Annotated in this window: 15 protein-coding genes; 9 read left to right on the forward strand and 6 right to left on the reverse strand. The window is 64.3% G+C overall.

The genetic code is table 11. The features are described 5' to 3' along the window. Window positions 1-196 precede the first annotated feature (196 nt). The 6 genes from rraA (at window position 197) to A4C63_RS17875 (ending at window position 4837) form a co-directional block, all read left to right on the forward strand. Window positions 197-688, forward strand: coding sequence for a ribonuclease E activity regulator RraA (gene rraA / locus A4C63_RS17850; protein WP_063913853.1), 492 nt, complete (start codon window positions 197-199; stop codon window positions 686-688). A gap of 27 nt (window positions 689-715) precedes the next feature. Next, on the forward strand, window positions 716-1711 hold the full coding sequence (locus tag A4C63_RS17855) for a zinc transporter ZntB (RefSeq protein ID WP_063913854.1): 996 nt from the start codon (window positions 716-718) through the stop codon (window positions 1709-1711). A 198-nt stretch (window positions 1712-1909) separates the two neighbouring features. Next, window positions 1910-2182, forward strand: a complete 273-nt coding sequence (locus A4C63_RS17860) for a hypothetical protein (protein WP_063913855.1) — start codon at window positions 1910-1912, stop codon at window positions 2180-2182. Window positions 2183-2184: 2 nt separating this feature from the next. Then, window positions 2185-3009 (forward strand): mechanosensitive ion channel domain-containing protein, encoded by an 825-nt coding sequence (locus tag A4C63_RS17865; RefSeq protein ID WP_004376138.1) that lies wholly within the window; start codon window positions 2185-2187, stop codon window positions 3007-3009. A 112-nt stretch (window positions 3010-3121) separates the two neighbouring features. Continuing rightward, the gene (sigX, locus tag A4C63_RS17870; RefSeq protein ID WP_003248665.1) at window positions 3122-3688 is read left to right on the forward strand and encodes an RNA polymerase sigma factor SigX; all 567 of its coding nucleotides are present in this window, start codon (window positions 3122-3124) and stop codon (window positions 3686-3688) included. A 111-nt stretch (window positions 3689-3799) separates the two neighbouring features. Then, window positions 3800-4837, forward strand: a complete 1038-nt coding sequence (locus A4C63_RS17875) for an OmpA family protein (protein WP_063913856.1) — start codon at window positions 3800-3802, stop codon at window positions 4835-4837. Window positions 4838-5019: 182 nt separating this feature from the next. Here A4C63_RS17875 and cobA read toward each other — a convergent pair whose 3' ends face one another. The 5 genes from cobA to A4C63_RS17900 form a co-directional block, all read right to left on the reverse strand. Further along, window positions 5020-5760: a uroporphyrinogen-III C-methyltransferase gene (cobA, locus tag A4C63_RS17880; RefSeq protein ID WP_063913857.1), complete on the reverse strand. Its 741-nt coding sequence runs from the start codon at window positions 5758-5760 to the stop codon at window positions 5020-5022. Window positions 5761-5787: 27 nt separating this feature from the next. Beyond that, window positions 5788-7458 (reverse strand): bifunctional protein-serine/threonine kinase/phosphatase, encoded by a 1671-nt coding sequence (locus A4C63_RS17885; RefSeq protein ID WP_063913858.1) that lies wholly within the window; start codon window positions 7456-7458, stop codon window positions 5788-5790. 9 nt (window positions 7459-7467) lie between these two features. Then, window positions 7468-8679 (reverse strand): NarK/NasA family nitrate transporter, encoded by a 1212-nt coding sequence (locus A4C63_RS17890; protein ID WP_063913859.1) that lies wholly within the window; start codon window positions 8677-8679, stop codon window positions 7468-7470. Window positions 8680-8887: 208 nt separating this feature from the next. Further along, window positions 8888-9463, reverse strand: a complete 576-nt coding sequence (locus A4C63_RS17895; protein ID WP_025338289.1) for an ANTAR domain-containing response regulator — start codon at window positions 9461-9463, stop codon at window positions 8888-8890. Window positions 9464-9474: 11 nt separating this feature from the next. Further along, the gene (locus tag A4C63_RS17900; protein WP_063913860.1) at window positions 9475-10689 is read right to left on the reverse strand and encodes a CmpA/NrtA family ABC transporter substrate-binding protein; all 1215 of its coding nucleotides are present in this window, start codon (window positions 10687-10689) and stop codon (window positions 9475-9477) included. 207 nt (window positions 10690-10896) lie between these two features. On the opposite strand from A4C63_RS17900, the gene A4C63_RS17905 reads away from it, so the two are divergent. Further along, window positions 10897-11919 carry a quinone-dependent dihydroorotate dehydrogenase gene (locus tag A4C63_RS17905; protein ID WP_063913861.1) on the forward strand — a complete coding sequence of 341 codons (1023 nt, stop codon included), beginning with the start codon at window positions 10897-10899 and terminating at the stop codon, window positions 11917-11919. A gap of 212 nt (window positions 11920-12131) precedes the next feature. Here the strand turns inward: A4C63_RS17905 and rmf are convergent, their stop codons facing one another. After that, window positions 12132-12347: a ribosome modulation factor gene (gene rmf / locus A4C63_RS25865; protein WP_003248687.1), complete on the reverse strand. Its 216-nt coding sequence runs from the start codon at window positions 12345-12347 to the stop codon at window positions 12132-12134. A gap of 561 nt (window positions 12348-12908) precedes the next feature. Here rmf and rlmKL point away from each other — a divergent pair. Both rlmKL and A4C63_RS17915 read left to right on the forward strand, forming a co-directional pair. After that, entirely contained in the window at window positions 12909-15101 is a 2193-nt protein-coding gene (gene rlmKL, locus A4C63_RS17910; RefSeq protein WP_063913862.1) for a bifunctional 23S rRNA (guanine(2069)-N(7))-methyltransferase RlmK/23S rRNA (guanine(2445)-N(2))-methyltransferase RlmL, read from the forward strand. Between the two features lie 94 nt (window positions 15102-15195). After that, window positions 15196-17586: a diguanylate cyclase gene (locus tag A4C63_RS17915; protein ID WP_063913863.1), complete on the forward strand. Its 2391-nt coding sequence runs from the start codon at window positions 15196-15198 to the stop codon at window positions 17584-17586. Window positions 17587-17629 lie beyond the last annotated feature (43 nt).

The raw sequence follows: 17629 nt of genomic DNA on the forward strand, positions 1-17629 counted from the left end.
TTTCGCGGGCACGCCCGCTCCCACAGGGATCACACAGGGCCTGAATGCTGTGAGGTCCCTGTGGGAGCGGGCGTGCCCGCGAAAGGGCCGAAACAGGCAAAACACAACTGACTGCCTGGTCCCGGATGACTGCAATGGGCTCTACGGTGTAGCCTTGGACGATACCCGCTTTCGTTGTGACTGACAGGAGCTTCCCATGCAGCATTACGTAACGCCCGACCTGTGTGACGCCTACCCTGACCTGGTGCAGGTGCTGGAACCGATGTTCAGCAATTTTGGCGGCCGCGATTCGTTCGGCGGCCAGATCGTCACCATCAAGTGCTTCGAAGACAACTCGCTGGTCAAGGAGCAGGTCGAGCTCGATGGCAAGGGCAAGGTCCTGGTCGTCGATGGTGGTGGCTCGCTGCGCCGTGCACTGCTCGGCGACATGCTCGCCGAGAAGGCTGCCAAGAACGGCTGGGAAGGCCTGGTGATCTACGGTTGCGTGCGTGACGTCGACGTGCTGATCCAGACCGACGTCGGCGTGCAGGCCCTGGCCAGCCACCCGATGAAGACCGACAAGCGCGGCATCGGCGACCTCAACGTGCCAGTGACCTTCGCCGGCGTGACCTTCCGCCCCGGCGAGTACGTGTACGCCGACAACAATGGCGTGCTGGTCTCGCCAAGCCCGCTGAAAATGCCAGCGTGATGCGCCGCCCGCGCTGATGGAGCTTTGATGTTCGAGGAAGACAACGCGCAGTGGGGGCTGGTACACGCCCTGGTGCTCGATGGCAAAGGCGGTGCGCGCTCGATTGCCCGTACCGAGCTGGACGACCTGCAGCTGCAACCCGAGCAGAGCCTGTGGCTGCACTGGGACCGCAGCCATCCGCAAACCCGCACCTGGCTGCTGCACGACAGCGGCCTGAGTGCGTTCGCCTGCGAGCTGTTGCTGGAAGAAAACACCCGGCCGCGCCTGCTGCCCATGGCCGATGAACAGCTGCTGCTGTTCCTGCGTGGGGTCAACCTCAACCCGGGTGCAGAGCCCGAGGACATGGTCTCGGTGCGCATCTTCGCCGAGGCGCAGCGGGTCATCTCGCTGCGCCTGCGGCCGTTGCGCGCCAGTGACGAGATTCTCCAGCAGCTCGAAGAGGGCAGGGGGCCGAAATCGGCTTCCGAGCTGTTGCTGCTGATGGGCGAACTGCTGACCGAAAAGGTTCAGGGCCTGGTCAGCGATCTGTCTGAACTGGTCGACCTGGAAGAAGAAAAGGTTGAATCCGACGAACGGTACACCCCGGAGAACGGCTGCCTGCAGCAGATTCGCCGGCGTGCCGCCGGCTTACGACGTTTCCTTGCCCCGCAGCGGGAGATCTATGCCCAGCTGTCGCGTAGCAAATGGAGCTGGTTCGTCGATGCCGATGCCGATTACTGGAACGAGCTGAACAACAGCCTGATCCGCTACCTCGAAGAGCTGGAACTGACCCGCGAGCGGGCCGCGCTGGTGCTGGAAAGCCAGGATCGCCGGCGCAGCGAGCGGATGAACCGCACCATGTATCGCTTCGGCATCATCACCTGCATCTTCCTGCCCATGAGCTTCATCACCGGTCTGCTGGGCATCAATGTCGGCGGCATCCCGGGGGCGGAAAACCCCTATGGCTTCCTGTTTGCCTGCATCGTCGTGCTGGGGTTGGCGGTGGGGCAGTGGTGGCTGTTCCGGCGGTTGCGGTGGGTCTAGAAATGTTCTGCCTGTTCTGGCCTCTTCGCGGGCACGCTCGCTCCCACAGGTACTCCACAGCCTTCTGTGGGGTCCCTGTGGGAGCGAGCGTGCCCGCGAAGAAGCCGGCACGCATTCATTTTGAAACACTCGTCCCAATGCGATGTGTGACCCATCGCCCGGCCATCTCGTCTCTGACTGACACTGCGCGAGGTGCCCATGCACGATCCGTTTGAAGAATCCCTGCGCGACCTGCTCAAGGCGTCACCCTCCGGCAATGACCGGGATGACCGGGACGACGCCGCTTGCCTGGGTCGCGTGCTGAAAACCGCCAACCGCCAGGTTGGCGCAGGTGATCTGTTCAGCCTGCTTGGCCGCTGGAGCCAGGCGCTGCTGATCGCCGTGAACAATGGCGCGGCGCATGTGGCGCCGGTGCGTCGACACTCTTCCCGCAACGCTGCCAACGGCGGCAAAGCAGATAAGGCCGATTGAATATGGAACTCGATCTCTGGACCCAGAGCCTGGTCACCGCCATGACTGCCCTTTGGACCAAGGTAGCGAACTTCATCCCCAACCTGTTCGGCGCGCTGGTCGTGGTGCTGCTCGGTTTCGTGGTGGCCAAGCTGCTCGACACGCTGCTGTCCAAACTGCTGGCCAAGTTCGGCCTGGACCGCCTGATGGCCGGCACCGGTCTGACCAAGATGCTCGGCCGGGTCGGTATCCAGGTACCGATCTCGACCCTGATCGGCAAGATCGTCTACTGGTTCGTGCTGCTCATCTTCCTGGTCTCGGCCGCTGAATCGCTGGGCCTGGAGCGGGTTTCGGCAACCCTCGACATGCTCGCCCTGTACCTGCCGAAGGTGTTCGGCGCAGCCCTGGTGCTGCTGGCCGGCGTGCTGCTGGCCCAGGTGGCGAACGGCCTGGTGCGCGGCGCTGCCGAAGGCATCGGCCTGGAATACTCGGCAGGCCTGGGGCGCATCACCCAGGGCCTGGTGATCATCATCAGCATCTCGGTGGCCATCAGCCAGCTGGAGGTGAAAACCGACCTGCTGAACCATGTGATCGTGATCGGGCTGATTACCGTTGGTCTGGCCGTTGCGCTGGCAATGGGCCTTGGCAGCCGCGAAATCGCCGGGCAGATCCTGGCCGGCATCTACGTGCGCGAGCTGTACCAGGTGGGCCAGCAGGTGCGGATTGGAGAGGTCGAAGGGCATATCGAGGAGATCGGTACGGTGAAGACGACGCTGCTGACCGATGACGGCGAACTGGTGTCGCTGTCCAACCGCGAGCTGCTTGAACAGCGAGTCAATAGCCGCTAACCGCACAAAGCTGTTAATGTATGCCGCCGCGAAAATCGACCCACGGGGTCGCGCGGCGACATTGACCTGACTGTCGGCCAGATCCGTTTTGAATAAAGTTCATTCGCCGCCCATGCGTTATGACCCCCGCGAGCTCACCGACGAAGAGTTGGTGGCGCGTTCGCATGAGGAGCTGTACCACGTTACCCGCGCCTATGAGGAGCTCATGCGGCGCTACCAACGGACCCTGTTCAACGTCTGTGCGCGTTATCTGGGGAACGACCGTGACGCGGACGATGTCTGTCAGGAAGTCATGTTGAAAGTGCTGTACGGGCTGAAGAACTTCGAGGGTAAGTCCAAGTTCAAGACCTGGCTCTACAGCATCACCTACAACGAATGCATTACCCAGTACCGCAAGGAGCGCCGTAAACGTCGGTTGATGGATGCCTTGAGTCTGGACCCTGTGGAAGAGGCGTCCGAAGACAAGGCTCCGAAGCCGGAAGAAAAAGGCGGGCTGGACAAATGGCTGGTGCATGTGAACCCGATTGACCGGGAAATCCTGGTGCTGCGTTTTGTCGCAGAGCTGGAATTTCAGGAAATTGCCGACATCATGCACATGGGCCTGAGCGCCACAAAAATGCGCTACAAGCGCGCGCTAGACAAGCTTCGGGAGAAATTTGCCGGCCTCGATGAAACTTAGTGGCGTGCAAATATCTCTAACGAACCGGCGAGTTCTGCTAGACTAGCCGTCGAGTTGTCCCCCTTGTTTGTGGTGGGACTGCTTAACTATCACCAGATGGGGATTTAACGGATGAAATTGAAAAACACCTTGGGCTTGGCCATTGGCTCGCTCGTCGCTGCTACTTCGTTCGGCGTTCTGGCTCAAGGCCAAGGCGCTGTAGAAATCGAAGGCAACGTTACCAAGCAGTACTACGACAGCGAACGTAACTTCAAGAACGACGGCACCAATCCTGGTGTTCGCCTGGGCTACTTCCTGACCGACGACGTTTCCCTGGACCTCGGCTACAACGAGACCCACAACGCTCGTGGTGAAGTCTTCAACAAAGACATCAAAGGTTCCAAGACCAAGCTCGACGCCACCTACCACTTCGGTACCGTGGGCGACGCTCTGCGTCCGTACGTTTCCGCCGGTTTCGCTCACGAGAGCCTGGGCCAGGCCACTCGTAGCGGCCGCGACCACTCCACCTTCGCCAACGTTGGCGCTGGCGCCAAGTGGTACATCACCGACATGTTCTTCGCCCGTGCTGGCGTAGAAGCCATGTACAACATCGACAACGGCAACACCGAGTGGGGTCCGACCGTTGGTGTTGGTCTGAACTTCGGCGGTAGCCCGAAGCAAGCTGAAGTCGCTCCGGCTCCAGTTGCCGAAGTGTGCTCCGACTCCGACAACGACGGCGTTTGCGACAATGTCGACAAGTGCCCTGACACCCCGGCCAACGTTACCGTTGACGCTGATGGCTGCCCGGCTGTTGCCGAAGTCGTTCGCGTTGAGCTGGACGTCAAGTTCGACTTCGACAAGTCGGTTGTCAAGCCAAACAGCTACGGCGACATCAAGAACCTGGCTGACTTCATGAAGCAGTACCCACAGACCACCACCACCGTGGAAGGTCACACTGACTCCGTCGGCCCAGACGCTTACAACCAGAAGCTGTCCGAGCGTCGTGCCAACGCTGTCAAGCAGGTCCTGACCCAGCAGTACGGCGTAGAATCCAGCCGTGTTGACTCGGTTGGCTACGGCGAAACCCGTCCGGTTGCCGACAACGCCACCGAAGAAGGCCGCGCTATCAACCGTCGCGTTGAAGCTCAGGTAGAAGCCCAGGCCAAGTAATTGGTTTGAAGCTTCATGAAAAACCCGGCCTCGGCCGGGTTTTTCTTTGCCTGGGATTTGTGTGGTGTGTGCCGGCCCTTTCGCGGGCTTGCCCGCTCCCACAGAAATTGCGCATAGCCTGCGGGATACGACGAACCTGTGGGAGCGGGCAAGCCCGCGAAGGGGCCTTTACAGGCACTGTATCATCCTGCAATTGCCACCAATTCCTGAACCACCTGTTCCCCAACCACCTCCCCAATCACCAATATCGCCGGGCTACGCAAGCCAAACCCTCGCGCATCCTCCACCATCCTGCGCACATCGCTCCTGCACTCCCGCTGCTGTGGCAACGATGCATTTTCGATCATCGCCACCGGCATCCCCGGTGCCATGCCGCCGTCCAGCAACCCTTGGCGTACCTGCTCCAGCCTGGCCACGCCCATGTACACCACCAGCGTCGTCCCGCCCTGGGCCAAGGCCGCCCAGTTCAGCTCGCTGTCGTCCTCGGTATGTGCCGTGACCAGCGTCACGCCTCGGCTCACACCCCTTGAGGTCAGGGAAATCCCGCATTGCGTGGCGCCGGCCAGGCCGGCGGTGATGCCGTTGACCACTTCCACCTCGATGCCATGCCCCTGCAGCCACAGCGCCTCTTCACCGCCACGGCCGAAGATGCACGGGTCGCCGCCCTTGAGCCGCACCACGCAGCGCCCTTGCCGCGCATGGCGCAACATCAGGTGCTGGATGAACGCCTGCGGCGTAGAGCGGCAGCCGCCGCGCTTGCCTACAGCAATCACCCGGGCCTGCGGGCAATGCTCCAGCACCGCCGGGTTGACCAGGTCGTCGATCATCACCACAGCGGCTTGCTGCAAGGCGCGTACAGCCTTGAGGGTGAGCAGTTCGGGGTCACCAGGGCCAGCACCAACCAGCCAGACTTTTGCATTCATCAGGGTTTCCTCATCGGCAAGGTGCGTTCAGCCCTTGAGCAGGGTGAGCAGCAATATCAGGTTGAACAGCAAGGACAGCAGGGCCAGGGTGCGCCAGACCTTCAACGGCTCGCGCTCCAGCAACGGCCGTGGCCGGCTGGGCAGTTCCTGGCGGTCGCCACGTTCGAGCAGCAGCAACCAGTGTTCGGCGGTTTCGAAGCGCTGCGCCGGGTCGGCTGCCAGCGCCTGCTGCAGGTTGTGCTGCAGCCATTCCGGCAGGTCGGGGCGGTAGCGTGCGGCGTTGACCGGTTGGCCGAAGCGCGGGCGCTGGAAGGCCTCCACCTCGCCGTACGGGTAGTGCCCGGTCAGCAGGTGGTAGAGCGTCACGCCAACGGCATACAGGTCCTGGCGTGGGCTGGGCGGCTGGCCGTCGAACGCTTCCGGGGCAATGTATGACGGTGTGCCTGGCAACTCGTGCAGCGGGTCTTCGGACAGGCCCGGGCAGTAGGCCAGGCCGAAGTCCAGCAGGCGCAGCTGGCCATCGCTGCCCAGGTGCAGGTTCTCTGGCTTGATGTCGCGGTGCAGCAGGTTGCGCCGGTGCAGTACGCCGACCGCCTGCAGCAGTTGCCGGGCCAGCTCCAGCCACTGCGGCACGGGCAGCGGGCCGTGCTCGGCCAGCAGCGCCGCCAGGCTCTGGCCGGAATATTCGCGCATCACGTAGTACAGGTGCTGGCGCTGGCTGGCAGCGTGCAGCTCGGGGAAGTGCCGGCCAGCGACCCGGCGCAGGAACCACTCTTCCAGCAACAGCCCTTGCGCCGCTCCGGGCTCCTGCTCGCGCGCGGCTGGCAGCGTCTTCAGCAGCCAGGTTTGGCCCTGGCCATCGCGCACTCGGTACAGCAGCGACTGGCGGCTGTGCGAAAGCAGCTTTTCAGCTTGCCAGCCATCGATTGCCTGGCCCTCACGCAGCGGGCCGGGTATCGGCCATTGCTGCAGCTGCGCCAGGGTATCGCCCAGGTTGGCCGTGCCCAGTTGCTCGACCTGCACCAACAAGGCGCTGGCGTTGTCCTGGCTGCCGTTGAGGTGTGCGCTGGCGACCAGGGTGTCGACGGCCAGTTGCAGGTCGGGTTGCTCGCGCAGCACCGCCTGGATGTGCTGGTCGCCCAGGCTTGCCCATACGCCATCGCTCAGCAGCAGGAAGCTTTCACCCGGCTGCAGCTCGCCTTCCAGATAGTCCACCAGCAGGTGCTGGTCCAGGCCCAGCGCGCGCTTGAGCACATGCTGCATGCCGGGCTGGTCCCACACATGGTCTTCGCTCAGGCACTGCAGGCGTCCGGCGTGCCAGCGGTACACGCGGCAGTCGCCTACGTGTGCCAGGGTAAAGCGCCGGCCACGCAGCACCAGCGCGCTGAGGGTGGTCAGCAATGGCTGGCCGCTACCTTGGGCACGCAGCCAGCGGTTCTGCGCCAGCAGCAGGCGGTCGAGAGCCTGGGGCACGCTCCAGGTCGCGGGGGTGGCGTAGTAGTCCAGGGCCAGCGCCTGCAGGCTGGCACGGGCGGCCAGGCCGCCATCGGCACATTGGCTGACGCCGTCGGCGAGGGCGAACAGGTAGCCCTTGCTGGCGGCCAGCTCCGGCGCCGGGGTAACCAGGCGCAGGGCGTCCTGGTTTTCCTCGCGCGGCCCGGTGGCGCTGGCCTGGGCAAAGCTCAGTTGCAGGCTCATGGCTGTGCCTCAGACCCGCGCTGCGGTAACCGCTGCAGAGCCCCAGGTGGTGCGCCAGCGCTGTTTCACGCCGTGCAGGCCGAACCAGGCCAGCAAGCCCAGGCTGGCGAACAGCCACAGCCCCAGCTGGTAGTCGCCGGTGTGCTGCTTGATGGTGCCAAGCCCGGCCGCCAGCAGGAAGCCTCCGATGCCGCCGGCCATGCCGATCAGCCCGGTCATCACCCCTATCTCCTGGCGGAAGCGTTGCGGCACCAGCTGGAACACCGCGCCATTGCCTGCGCCCAGGCCGAGCATGGCGCTGATGAACAGTGCCAGTGCGGCGGCTGCGCTGGGCAGGTTGAAGCCGACCGCCGCGATGCAGATGGCCGCCACGCTGTACATGCCCAGCAGGGTGCGGATGCCGCCGAAGCGGTCGGCCAAGGCACCGCCGAGTGGGCGCATCAGGCTGCCGGCGAACACGCAGGCGGCGGTGTAGTAGCCGGCGGTGACCGGGCTCAGGCCATATTGGTCGCTGAAATAGCCGGGCAGGGCGCTGGCCAGGCCGATGAAGCCGCCGAAGGTGACGCTGTAGAAGAACATGAACCACCAGCTGTCACGGTCGCCCAGGGCCTTGAGGTAGTCGGCCATGGCTTTTGGCTTGGGCCGCTGTGGAGCATTGCGTGCCAGCAGGGCGAACACCACCAGGGCGAGCGACAGCGGGATCAGCGCGAAGCCGAACACATTGTTCCAGCCAAAACCCGCGGCCAGCGCCGGGGCCAGCAGGGCGGCGAATACCGTGCCGGAGTTGCCGGCACCGGCAATGCCCATGGCTTTGCCCTGGTGCTGTGGCGGATACCACTGCGAGGCCAGCGGCAGTGACACGGCGAACGAGGCGCCGGCAAAGCCGAGGAATACACCCAGCAGCAACGCTTGTTCGTAGCTGTGCACGCCCAGGTGCCAGGCGGCGGCGAGGGCGACGATGACCACCACTTGGCCGATCAGCCCGGCGGTCTTGGGCGACAGGCGGTCGACCAGCACGCCCATGGCGAAGCGCAGGACCGCCCCGGCCAGGATCGGCGTGGCCACCATCAGGCCCCGTTGTTGTGCACTCAGTTGCAGATCGGCGGCAATCTGCACCGCCAGTGGGCCAAGCAGGTACCAGACCATGAAGCTGAGGTCGAAGTACAGGAACGCGGCGAACAGCGTGGGCACATGCCCGGATTTCCAGAAGCTGGTACTCATCGAACACCTCACTCGGTAATGCAACGGAACGAAAAAGACGCCGCTACCCGCTCCACGTGGGTGGAGGGGAGAGCGACGTCTTTGTCGGGGATTAAGTGGGGCAACCGCCGTTGGCTACCGGTGATATTTGTTCAGCAAGAGATGGGCCAACTGTTGGCAGGGGCTGGCATGAGATTTTCACCGCCTGGGAGATCTCATGCCAGTCCCATCACCCGAGCATCTCGTGCATGGCAATGATCTGCTCGGCCACCTGGATCAGCTTCTGCTGCCGGCTCATGGCCTGGCGGCGCATCAGGGTGTAGGCCTGTTCTTCGTTGCAGTCCTTCATTTTCATCAGCAAACCCTTGGCCTGCTCGATGCGCTTGCGCTCAGCCAGTTGCTGGTCGCGCGCAAGCAGTTGCGCCTTCAGCGCCTGGTCACTTTCGAAACGGGCCATGGCCACGTCCAGGATTGGCTGCAGCCGCGCGGCATGGATGCCTTCGACAATGTAGGCGCTGACCCCCGCCTGGATCGCCTGGCGCATCACCCCGGGGTCGTGCTCGTCGGTGAACAGGACGATGGGCCGCGGCTGGTCACGGCTGACCAGCACCACCTGTTCCATCACATCGCGGTCCGGTGAATCGGTATCGATCAGCACCACGTCCGGGCGCACCGTTTCGACGCAGGCGGGCAGGTCGATGGTCAGGTCTGGGGCTTCGATGACCTCGAAGCCGGCCTCGCTCAATGCCGCCTTGAGGCGGCCGAGTTTGCTCTGGGTGTCGTCGATCAGCAGGATGCGCAACATGGTGGTCCCCCTCACGCGCCGACACGGGCATCGGGCAGGTCGCCCAGGGCATGCAGGCTGAAACTGCGGGCATAACCGTAAGGGTCACTGCCGTCCCAGCGGCTGCCGTCGATCAACAGGCTGCTGCGCATCGGCTGCTCGGGGCAGGCCACGCCCAGACTTTGTGCCGCCTCGCCATAGAGTGCCAACTGCTGGACCTGGCGTGCCACGCCGAGATAGTCGGGGTCTTCGCGCAGCAGGCCCCAGCGGCGGAACTGGGTCATGAACCACATGCCGTCGGACAGGTACGGCAGGTTGGCCCGCCCCTGGTCGTGCAGGCGCAGGGCGTGCGGGTCTTGCCAGTGGTTGCCCAAGCCGTCGTGATAGCTGCCGAGCAGGCGCGGTTCGATACTCGCCAGCGGGGTGTCCAGGTAGGCGCTGCCGCTGAGCAGTTGCGCAGTGCTGCGGCGGTTTTCCGGGCTTTGCTCGATGAAGCGGCTGGCGGCGAGGACCGCCTTGACCAGCGCGCGGGCGCTGTTGGGGTATTGTTCGGTGAAGGCGCGGGCGCAGGCCAGGACCTTTTCCGGGTGATCCGGCCAGATCGACTGGCTGGTGGCCAGGGTGAAGCCCTGGCCCGTGGCCACTGCATCGGCAGCCCAGGGTTCGCCCACGCAGAAACCGTCGATGCGCCCGGCCTGGATATGCGCGGCCATTTGCGCTGGCGGCACCACCACGCTGTCGACATCGCGCAGCGGGTGGATGCCCTGGCTGGCCAGCCAGTAGTACAGCCACATGGCGTGGGTGCCGGTGGGGAAGGTCTGGGCGAAGGTGAGGCGTGCGCCATGCTGGTGCACCAGGCGCGCCAATGCTTCAGGGTTGGTCACGCCTTTGCGTTGCAGGGCCGGGGACAGATTTATGGCCTGGGCGTTCTGGTTCAGCCCCATGAGCACGGCCATGGCACTGGCGGGTACACCGCCGATCCCCAGGTGCACGGCGTAGACCAGGCCATACAGGCAGTGCGCGGCATCCAGTTCGCCGCTGACCAGCTTGTCGCGCAGCCCAGCCCAGGAGCCCTGGCGCTTGAGGTTGAGGGTTAGGCCGTGCTGTTGGGCGAAGCCCTGGGTGGCGGCGACTACCACCGAGGCGCAGTCGGTCAGGGCCATGTAGCCGATGTTCAGGCTGGGCTTTTCCGGCGCGTCGCTGCCGTTGACCCAGGCCAGGGGCGTTGCTCGGGGTACAGTGTTCACAAGGTTCCTCGCCCGTACTGATAAGGCTGTGGGCTTCTCCGGTGCAACCGATGTGCCATCTGGCTGCAGCACTGTGGAGCAACTGCCTTGTACTGCCTGCACTGGCCTCCACAGGTACAGCACAGGTTTCAGCCCCAGGATTTGCTGTCATGCCAGCCCCACGCTGGCTATAATCGCCCCCTCACTCACCCCGAGCCTTGCCCGCCCATGTATACCCTGGCCCGCCAGCTGCTGTTCAAGCTTTCCCCGGAAACCTCCCACGACCTGTCCCTGGACCTGATCGGCGCCGGTGGCCGTCTCGGCCTCAACGGCATGCTGTGCAAGCAGCCGGCGGCTTTGCCGGTTACGGTCATGGGCTTGAACTTCGCCAACCCGGTGGGCCTGGCGGCCGGCCTGGACAAGAACGGCGCGGCCATCGACGGTTTCGCCCAACTGGGCTTCGGCTTCGTTGAAATCGGCACCGTCACCCCGCGCCCGCAGCCGGGCAACCCCAAGCCACGGCTGTTCCGCCTGCCGGAGGCTACGGCCATCATCAACCGCATGGGCTTCAACAACCTGGGCGTTGATCACCTGCTCGGCCGGGTGCGGGCTGCGCGTTACAACGGCGTGCTGGGCATCAACATCGGCAAGAATTTCGACACCCCGGTGGAGCGTGCCGTCGATGACTACCTGATCTGCCTGGACAAGGTGTACACCGACGCCAGTTACATCACGGTCAACGTCAGTTCGCCAAACACCCCAGGCCTGCGCAGTCTGCAGTTCGGCGATTCGCTCAAGCAGTTGCTCGATGCCCTGGCCGAGCGCCGCGAGCAACTGGCCGGCACGCATGGCAAGCGCGTGCCGCTGGCAATCAAGATTGCCCCGGACATGAGCGACGAAGAAACCGCCCTGGTAGCCGCCGCCCTGATGGAGTCGGGCATGGATGCGGTGATCGCCACCAACACCACGCTGGGGCGTGAAGGTGTCGAAGGGCTGCCGTACGGTGGCGAGGCGGGCGGCCTGTCGGGCGCGCCGGTGCTGGAGAAGAGCACCCATATCGTCAAGGTGCTGGCGGGTGAACTGGGCGGCAAGTTGCCGATCATTGCCGCGGGTGGCATTACCGAAGGCCGCCATGCCGCCGAGAAGATCGCTGCCGGGGCGAGCCTGGTTCAGATTTACTCGGGCTTCATTTACAAGGGGCCGGCACTGATTCGCGAGGCGGTGGACGCTATCGCGGCAATGCCGCGGTGACCTGGCCGGCCCATTCGCGGGCATGCCCGCTCCCACAGGGCTCAGCGCACTGCTGAAGCTGATGCTGTACCTGTGGGAGCGGGCGAGCCCGCGAAGAAGCCCGCACGGATATGGATTCGAAGCCATAAAAAAGGGCCCCATCAAGGGGCCCCTGGGCCTTCGCCCGCCGCCCGGATAGGGCGTGCATGGTGAATCGAATTCAGTGTCCTCGTTCAGCCAACGGCGTGATTTTCGTTGAGTCTATGGATGCCAGCGGTGCCAGTCATTCCGTCCCAGTTATCACCGCGACCTTCGCGCCAGCCGTTGATCCAGGCTTGGCGAACAGAAGGAAGATTGAAGGGGCAAAGTTCGCGGGATTTGCCGGTGACCCCATATTGGTAGCCACGTGAATATGCTCTTTCCAACGGATCACGCTTAAGTCTTCTCATAGGGTGTTGCCCTCACTTGTTGACTGTAATGTCCCGTCGGCCTCTCCGAGGCCGGGCAGAGTCTTTCTGCCGGTGTGCGCTCGCTGCCGGCGTGGCGAGCTGAAAGTGCCACCTCGTTGCGAAGTGGCCTGAGACCAGTTCTATCGAATGCGAGTCACGGTGTGAATGATCGATTTGTCATAAGCACGTAACCTTTCCAAGGGTGAGGGGATAAGTAAATAAATGCGACTCAACCTTGTTTAGCGTTGAGCCCGCTATGATCGGGGTTTGCCGATCGTTGACGTCATTTCGCCAGCGTTGCTCGCGGATGACAGAAATAATTTGAAATGCGACGAAGGGTCACATCGCCCCCGATATCGCCAGAATTTTCCGTACTGCCTGATGATCTAAGCTGTCTTTGCCACTGGGCCAAGCGCAGATCGGTCAGGCGGCCCGGCCTTTCATTGCACGCTCGCGTGCCGGGAAAGGCCACCCGCACGCCTGCTGGAAAGGTGTGCGGGCAAACATCGCGGGGCGATGCGTCGCCCCGTCAGTCAAATAGCCCAAGGCGCTGGATTACTCATGTCGGACCGTTTCGAACTTTATCTCACTTGCCCCAAAGGCCTGGAAGGCCTGCTTGCCGACGAGGCCCGGGGCCTCGGCCTGGATGACGTGCGCGAGCACACCTCGGCCATTCGCGGCGCCGCCGACATGGAAACCGCCTACCGCCTGTGCCTGTGGTCACGTCTGGCCAACCGGGTGCTGCTGGTACTCAAGCGCTTCTCCATGAAGAACGCCGACGACCTCTATGACGGTGTGCACGCGGTCGACTGGGCCGATCACCTGGCAGCCGACGGCACCCTGGCGGTGGAGTTCAGCGGCCATGGCTCGGGCATCGACAACACCCACTTCGGTGCGCTGAAGGTCAAGGATGCGATTGTCGACAAGCTGCGTAACCGCGAAGGCCTGCGCCCGTCGGTGGAAAAGATCGACCCTGATGTGCGCGTGCACCTGCGCCTGGACCGTGGCGAAGCCATTCTCTCCCTCGACCTCTCCGGGCACAGCCTGCACCAGCGTGGCTACCGCCTGCAGCAAGGGGCCGCGCCGCTCAAGGAAAACCTGGCGGCGGCGGTGCTGATCCGCGCCGGCTGGCCGCGCATTGCCGCTGAAGGTGGCGCGCTGGCCGACCCGATGTGTGGTGTGGGTACCTTCCTGGTCGAAGCGGCGATGATCGCCGCCGATATCGCGCCCAACCTCAAGCGTGAACGCTGGGGCTTCAGTGCCTGGCTCGGTCATGTGCCGGCGTTGTGGCGCAAGGTGCATGACGAGGCGCAGGCGCGGGCACAGGCCGGCTTGGCCAAGCCACCACTGTGGATCCGTGGCTACGAGGCCGACCCGCGGCTGATCCAGCCTGGCCGCAACAACGTCGAGCGTGCCGGCCTGGGCGATTGGGTGAAGATCTACCAGGGCGAGGTCAGCACCTTCGAGCCGCGCCCGGACCAGAACCAGAAAGGCCTGGTCATCAGCAACCCGCCCTATGGCGAGCGCCTGGGTGATGAAGCCAGCCTGCTGTACCTCTACCAGAACCTCGGCGAGCGCCTGCGCCAGGCCTGCATGGGCTGGGAGGCGGCGGTGTTCACCGGCGCGCCGCAGTTGGGCAAGCGCATGGGTATTCGCAGCCACAAGCAGTATGCGTTCTGGAACGGCGCCTTGCCGTGCAAGCTGCTGCTGTTCAAGGTGCAGCCTGACCAGTTCGTCACCGGCGAGCGTCGCGAGGCGCAGCCTGAAGGCGAGGAAATCCGTCATCAGGCAGCGCTGGCCAGCGAGCCGGCGCGCCTGTCGGAAGGGGCGCAGATGTTCGCCAACCGCCTGCAGAAAAACCTCAGGCAACTGGGCAAGTGGGCGCGCCGCGAGCAGGTCGATTGCTACCGCCTGTACGATGCCGACATGCCCGAATATGCCCTGGCGGTCGACCTGTACCAGGACTGGGTGCACGTGCAGGAATACGCTGCGCCACGTTCGGTCGACCCGGACAAGGCCCAGGCGCGCCTGCTCGACGCGCTGGCAGCGATCCCGCAGGCCCTGGGCATTTCGCCGCAGCGTGTGGTGCTCAAGCGTCGCGAGCGGCAGAGCGGCACGCGCCAGTACGAGCGCCAGGCTACCGAAGGCCGCTTCCAGGAAGTGAGCGAAGGTGGCGTCAAGCTGCTGGTCAACCTCACCGACTACCTCGATACCGGCCTGTTCCTCGACCATCGCCCGATGCGCATGCGCATCCAGCGCGAGGCCGCTGGCAAGCGCTTCCTCAACCTGTTCTGCTATACCGCCACGGCCACCGTGCATGCAGCCAAGGGGGGCGCGCGCAGCACCACCAGCGTCGACCTGTCGAAAACCTACCTGGACTGGGCGCGGCGAAACCTGGCGCTCAATGGCTTCTCCGAGCGCAACCGCCTGGAGCAGGGGGATGTGATGGCCTGGCTGGAAGGCAACCGCGACAGCTACGACCTGATCTTCATCGACCCTCCGACCTTCTCCAACTCCAAGCGCATGGAAGGCGTGTTCGACGTGCAGCGTGACCACGTGCAGCTGCTGGACCTGGCCATGGCCCGCCTGGCGCCGGGTGGCGTGCTGTACTTCTCCAACAACTTCCGCAAGTTCCAGCTGGACGAGCACCTGATGGCACGTTACGCGGTGGAGGAAATCACGGCCCAGACCCTGGACCCGGACTTCGCCCGCAATAACCGTATCCACCGTGCCTGGCGTTTGCAGCTTCGTTAAGGCGACGAGGTACATTGCGCGGCTAATGGCCAATGGCTATAACTGAGGGCAGGGCAAGATAATCCGCAGGACGCTGACGTGACGAGATGGGTGTATGTCAAAGGGTGGCGTGCGTGCGCGGTTGCTTGGCCTGTGCGCAGAGGTGGTGTCCGCCTGGGCGGTGGCGCTGGTCGCCCTGGTCGCGGGCGGCCTGTTGACGGCCGTCCTGGCGCTTGCCGCGCAAACCTTCTACAAGCAGCAGCTGCGCCAGCGCTTCGAGTTGCTGGCCAGCGAGCGTTTCAGCCGTATCGCCGAGCGGTTTGACGAACAGCAGCAGCGCCTGGACGGGCTGCGACGTTTTTTCAGCTTTTCCAACGAAATCACCCCATACGAGTTCGACGGCTACGCCCGGCCATTGCTGCAGCGGACCCTGGCCTACGCCTGGGCGCCGCGTGTCGAAGCCGCGCAACGCGCCGAGTTCGAGCGCCAGGCCAGTGCGTATTCCGGCCCGGGCTATGTGATCCGCGACCAGGATGAGCAAGGCCAGTGGCGCCCATCCCCCCAGCGCGACCATTACTTCCCGGTACTCTATACCCAGTCGGGTGATTTGCCCGGGCTGCCCTATGGGCTGGACCTCGCCGGCCAGGATGTGCCCTTGGCGGCCTTGGCGCGGGCGCTGGGGCCGGGCAGCATGGCAGTGTCCGAGCCACTGGCCATGTTCGATACCAGCTCGGATGCGCGCGGCCTGCTGATGGTGGCGCCGGTGTTTTCCGATGCCAACCCCCGCGGCGCGGCAGTGGGCTATGTGGTGGCCTTGCTGAGCATGCGTGAGCTGGTCAGTGACGGGCGCCCGGTGGCGGCAGACGACAACCTGGTCGTGCGCATCGTCGACCCCACCGGGTTGCATGGCCCCGAAGTGATGTTCGATTCGCAGAACCCGGTTGCCCCCCTGCCGCTGGCCAGCAACCAGCTGTTGCACCTGGCTGACCACCACTTCCAGCTGAGTATCCGGCCGAGCCTGGCCTTCGTGCAGGCCAACCGTTCCTCCCCGGTGCTGGCGGTGAGCCTGCTGGGCGGCTTGTTGAGCCTGCTGCTCAGTTTTTTGCTCTACAGCCTGTTCAGCCAGCGCCAGCGCGCCTTGGCCCTGGTCGAGCAGCGCACCGCCGAACTGCGGGTCAGCGAGCAGTCCCTGCGTGGCACCCACAACCAGCTACGCAGCGTGCTGGATGCCGCAACCCAGGTGGCGATCATCGCTACCAACCTCAAGGGCGTGGTCAGCACCTTCAATGCCGGCGCCGAGCGCATGCTCGGCTACCCGGCCAGCGAGGCGATCGGCCAGCTACGCCTGGAGGACCTGGTGCTGCCCGAGGAGTTGAGCCTGCGTGCCCATGCCTTGAGCCTGCGTTACGGCCGGCCGATTGCAGGCGGCCAGGCCATGTTCGCCGAAACGGTGCAGGAACATGGCACCGAGCCGGGGGAGTGGACCTTGTTACGCGCCGATGGCAGCCAACTGGTGGCCAACATGCTGGTCACCGCCATGCTCGATGAACAGGGGTTATGGATTGGTTACCTGGCGATCTGTATCGATGTCACTGAACGGCGTCGGGTGCATGAGGCGCTGGCGGCGCGTGACCGCCTGCTGGAAAAGCTCAGTGCCGAGGTGCCGGGGGGCATCTACCAGTACCGCCTGGATGGCAACGGCCATTCCTGCTTTCCGTACGCCAGCATGGGCCTGTATGACATCTACGAAGTCGACCTGCAGCAGTTGCGCGAAGATGCCACGGTGGTGTTCGAGCGCATCCACCCGGATGACCTGGAGCGCGTGCGCCGGTCGGTGCGTTACTCGGCCGAACACCTGTCGCCCTGGCGCGAGGAATACCGGGTCTGCCTGCCGCGTGCCGGGCTGCGATGGGTGCGTGGCGAGGCGACACCGGAGGTGGGCGAGCAGGGTTGCACCTTGTGGCATGGCTACCTGACGGACATCTCCGATCTCAAGGGTGTGGAGGAAGAGTTGCGTGCGCTGTCGGTCACCGACTCGCTGACCGGCATCCATAACCGTCGCTACTTCCAGGAGCGGCTCAAGGTCGAACTGGAACGGGCCCAGCGCGAAGGCCTGGCGCTGGCGGTGATCATGCTCGACATCGATCACTTCAAGCGCATCAATGACCGCTTCGGCCATGCTGTAGGCGACCACGTGCTGCGTAGCCTGTGCTTGCGTATCGGCCAGCGTCTGCGGCGTACCGATGTGTTCTGCCGGCTGGGTGGCGAGGAATTCATGGTGCTGTGCCCGGGCAGCGATGCCAGGCAGGCGCGGCTGCTGGCGCTCGAGCTGTGGCAAGGGGTGCGCAATGTGCCGGTGGAAGGCGTGGGCAGGGTGACCGCGAGTTTTGGTGTGGCGGGATGGCGACCGGGGGAAGGTGCCGATGCCTTGCTGTTGCGGGCTGATGCAGGGGTGTATGCGGCCAAGCAGGGCGGGCGGGACCGGGTGGAGGGGGAGTTGGCCTGAGCGTTCGCGGTTGTCGGTACCGGCCTCTTCGCGGGCTTGCCCG

The sequence above is a fragment of the Pseudomonas sp. p21 genome (assembly GCF_001642705.1).
Classification (GTDB): domain Bacteria; phylum Pseudomonadota; class Gammaproteobacteria; order Pseudomonadales; family Pseudomonadaceae; genus Aquipseudomonas.

Coding starts and splice junctions, on each gene's coding strand:
- A4C63_RS17905 (WP_063913861.1), top strand. CDS start 10,897: ATGTATACCCTGGCCCGCCAGCTGCTGTTCAAGCTTTCCCCGGAAACC.
- cobA (WP_063913857.1), bottom strand. CDS start 5,760: ATGAATGCAAAAGTCTGGCTGGTTGGTGCTGGCCCTGGTGACCCCGAA.
- A4C63_RS17875 (WP_063913856.1), top strand. CDS start 3,800: ATGAAATTGAAAAACACCTTGGGCTTGGCCATTGGCTCGCTCGTCGCT.
- sigX (WP_003248665.1), top strand. CDS start 3,122: ATGCGTTATGACCCCCGCGAGCTCACCGACGAAGAGTTGGTGGCGCGT.
- A4C63_RS17865 (WP_004376138.1), top strand. CDS start 2,185: ATGGAACTCGATCTCTGGACCCAGAGCCTGGTCACCGCCATGACTGCC.
- rraA (WP_063913853.1), top strand. CDS start 197: ATGCAGCATTACGTAACGCCCGACCTGTGTGACGCCTACCCTGACCTG.
- A4C63_RS17885 (WP_063913858.1), bottom strand. CDS start 7,458: ATGAGCCTGCAACTGAGCTTTGCCCAGGCCAGCGCCACCGGGCCGCGC.
- A4C63_RS17855 (WP_063913854.1), top strand. CDS start 716: ATGTTCGAGGAAGACAACGCGCAGTGGGGGCTGGTACACGCCCTGGTG.
- rlmKL (WP_063913862.1), top strand. CDS start 12,909: ATGTCGGACCGTTTCGAACTTTATCTCACTTGCCCCAAAGGCCTGGAA.
- rmf (WP_003248687.1), bottom strand. CDS start 12,347: ATGAGAAGACTTAAGCGTGATCCGTTGGAAAGAGCATATTCACGTGGC.
- A4C63_RS17890 (WP_063913859.1), bottom strand. CDS start 8,679: ATGAGTACCAGCTTCTGGAAATCCGGGCATGTGCCCACGCTGTTCGCC.
- A4C63_RS17895 (WP_025338289.1), bottom strand. CDS start 9,463: ATGTTGCGCATCCTGCTGATCGACGACACCCAGAGCAAACTCGGCCGC.
- A4C63_RS17915 (WP_063913863.1), top strand. CDS start 15,196: ATGTCAAAGGGTGGCGTGCGTGCGCGGTTGCTTGGCCTGTGCGCAGAG.
- A4C63_RS17860 (WP_063913855.1), top strand. CDS start 1,910: ATGCACGATCCGTTTGAAGAATCCCTGCGCGACCTGCTCAAGGCGTCA.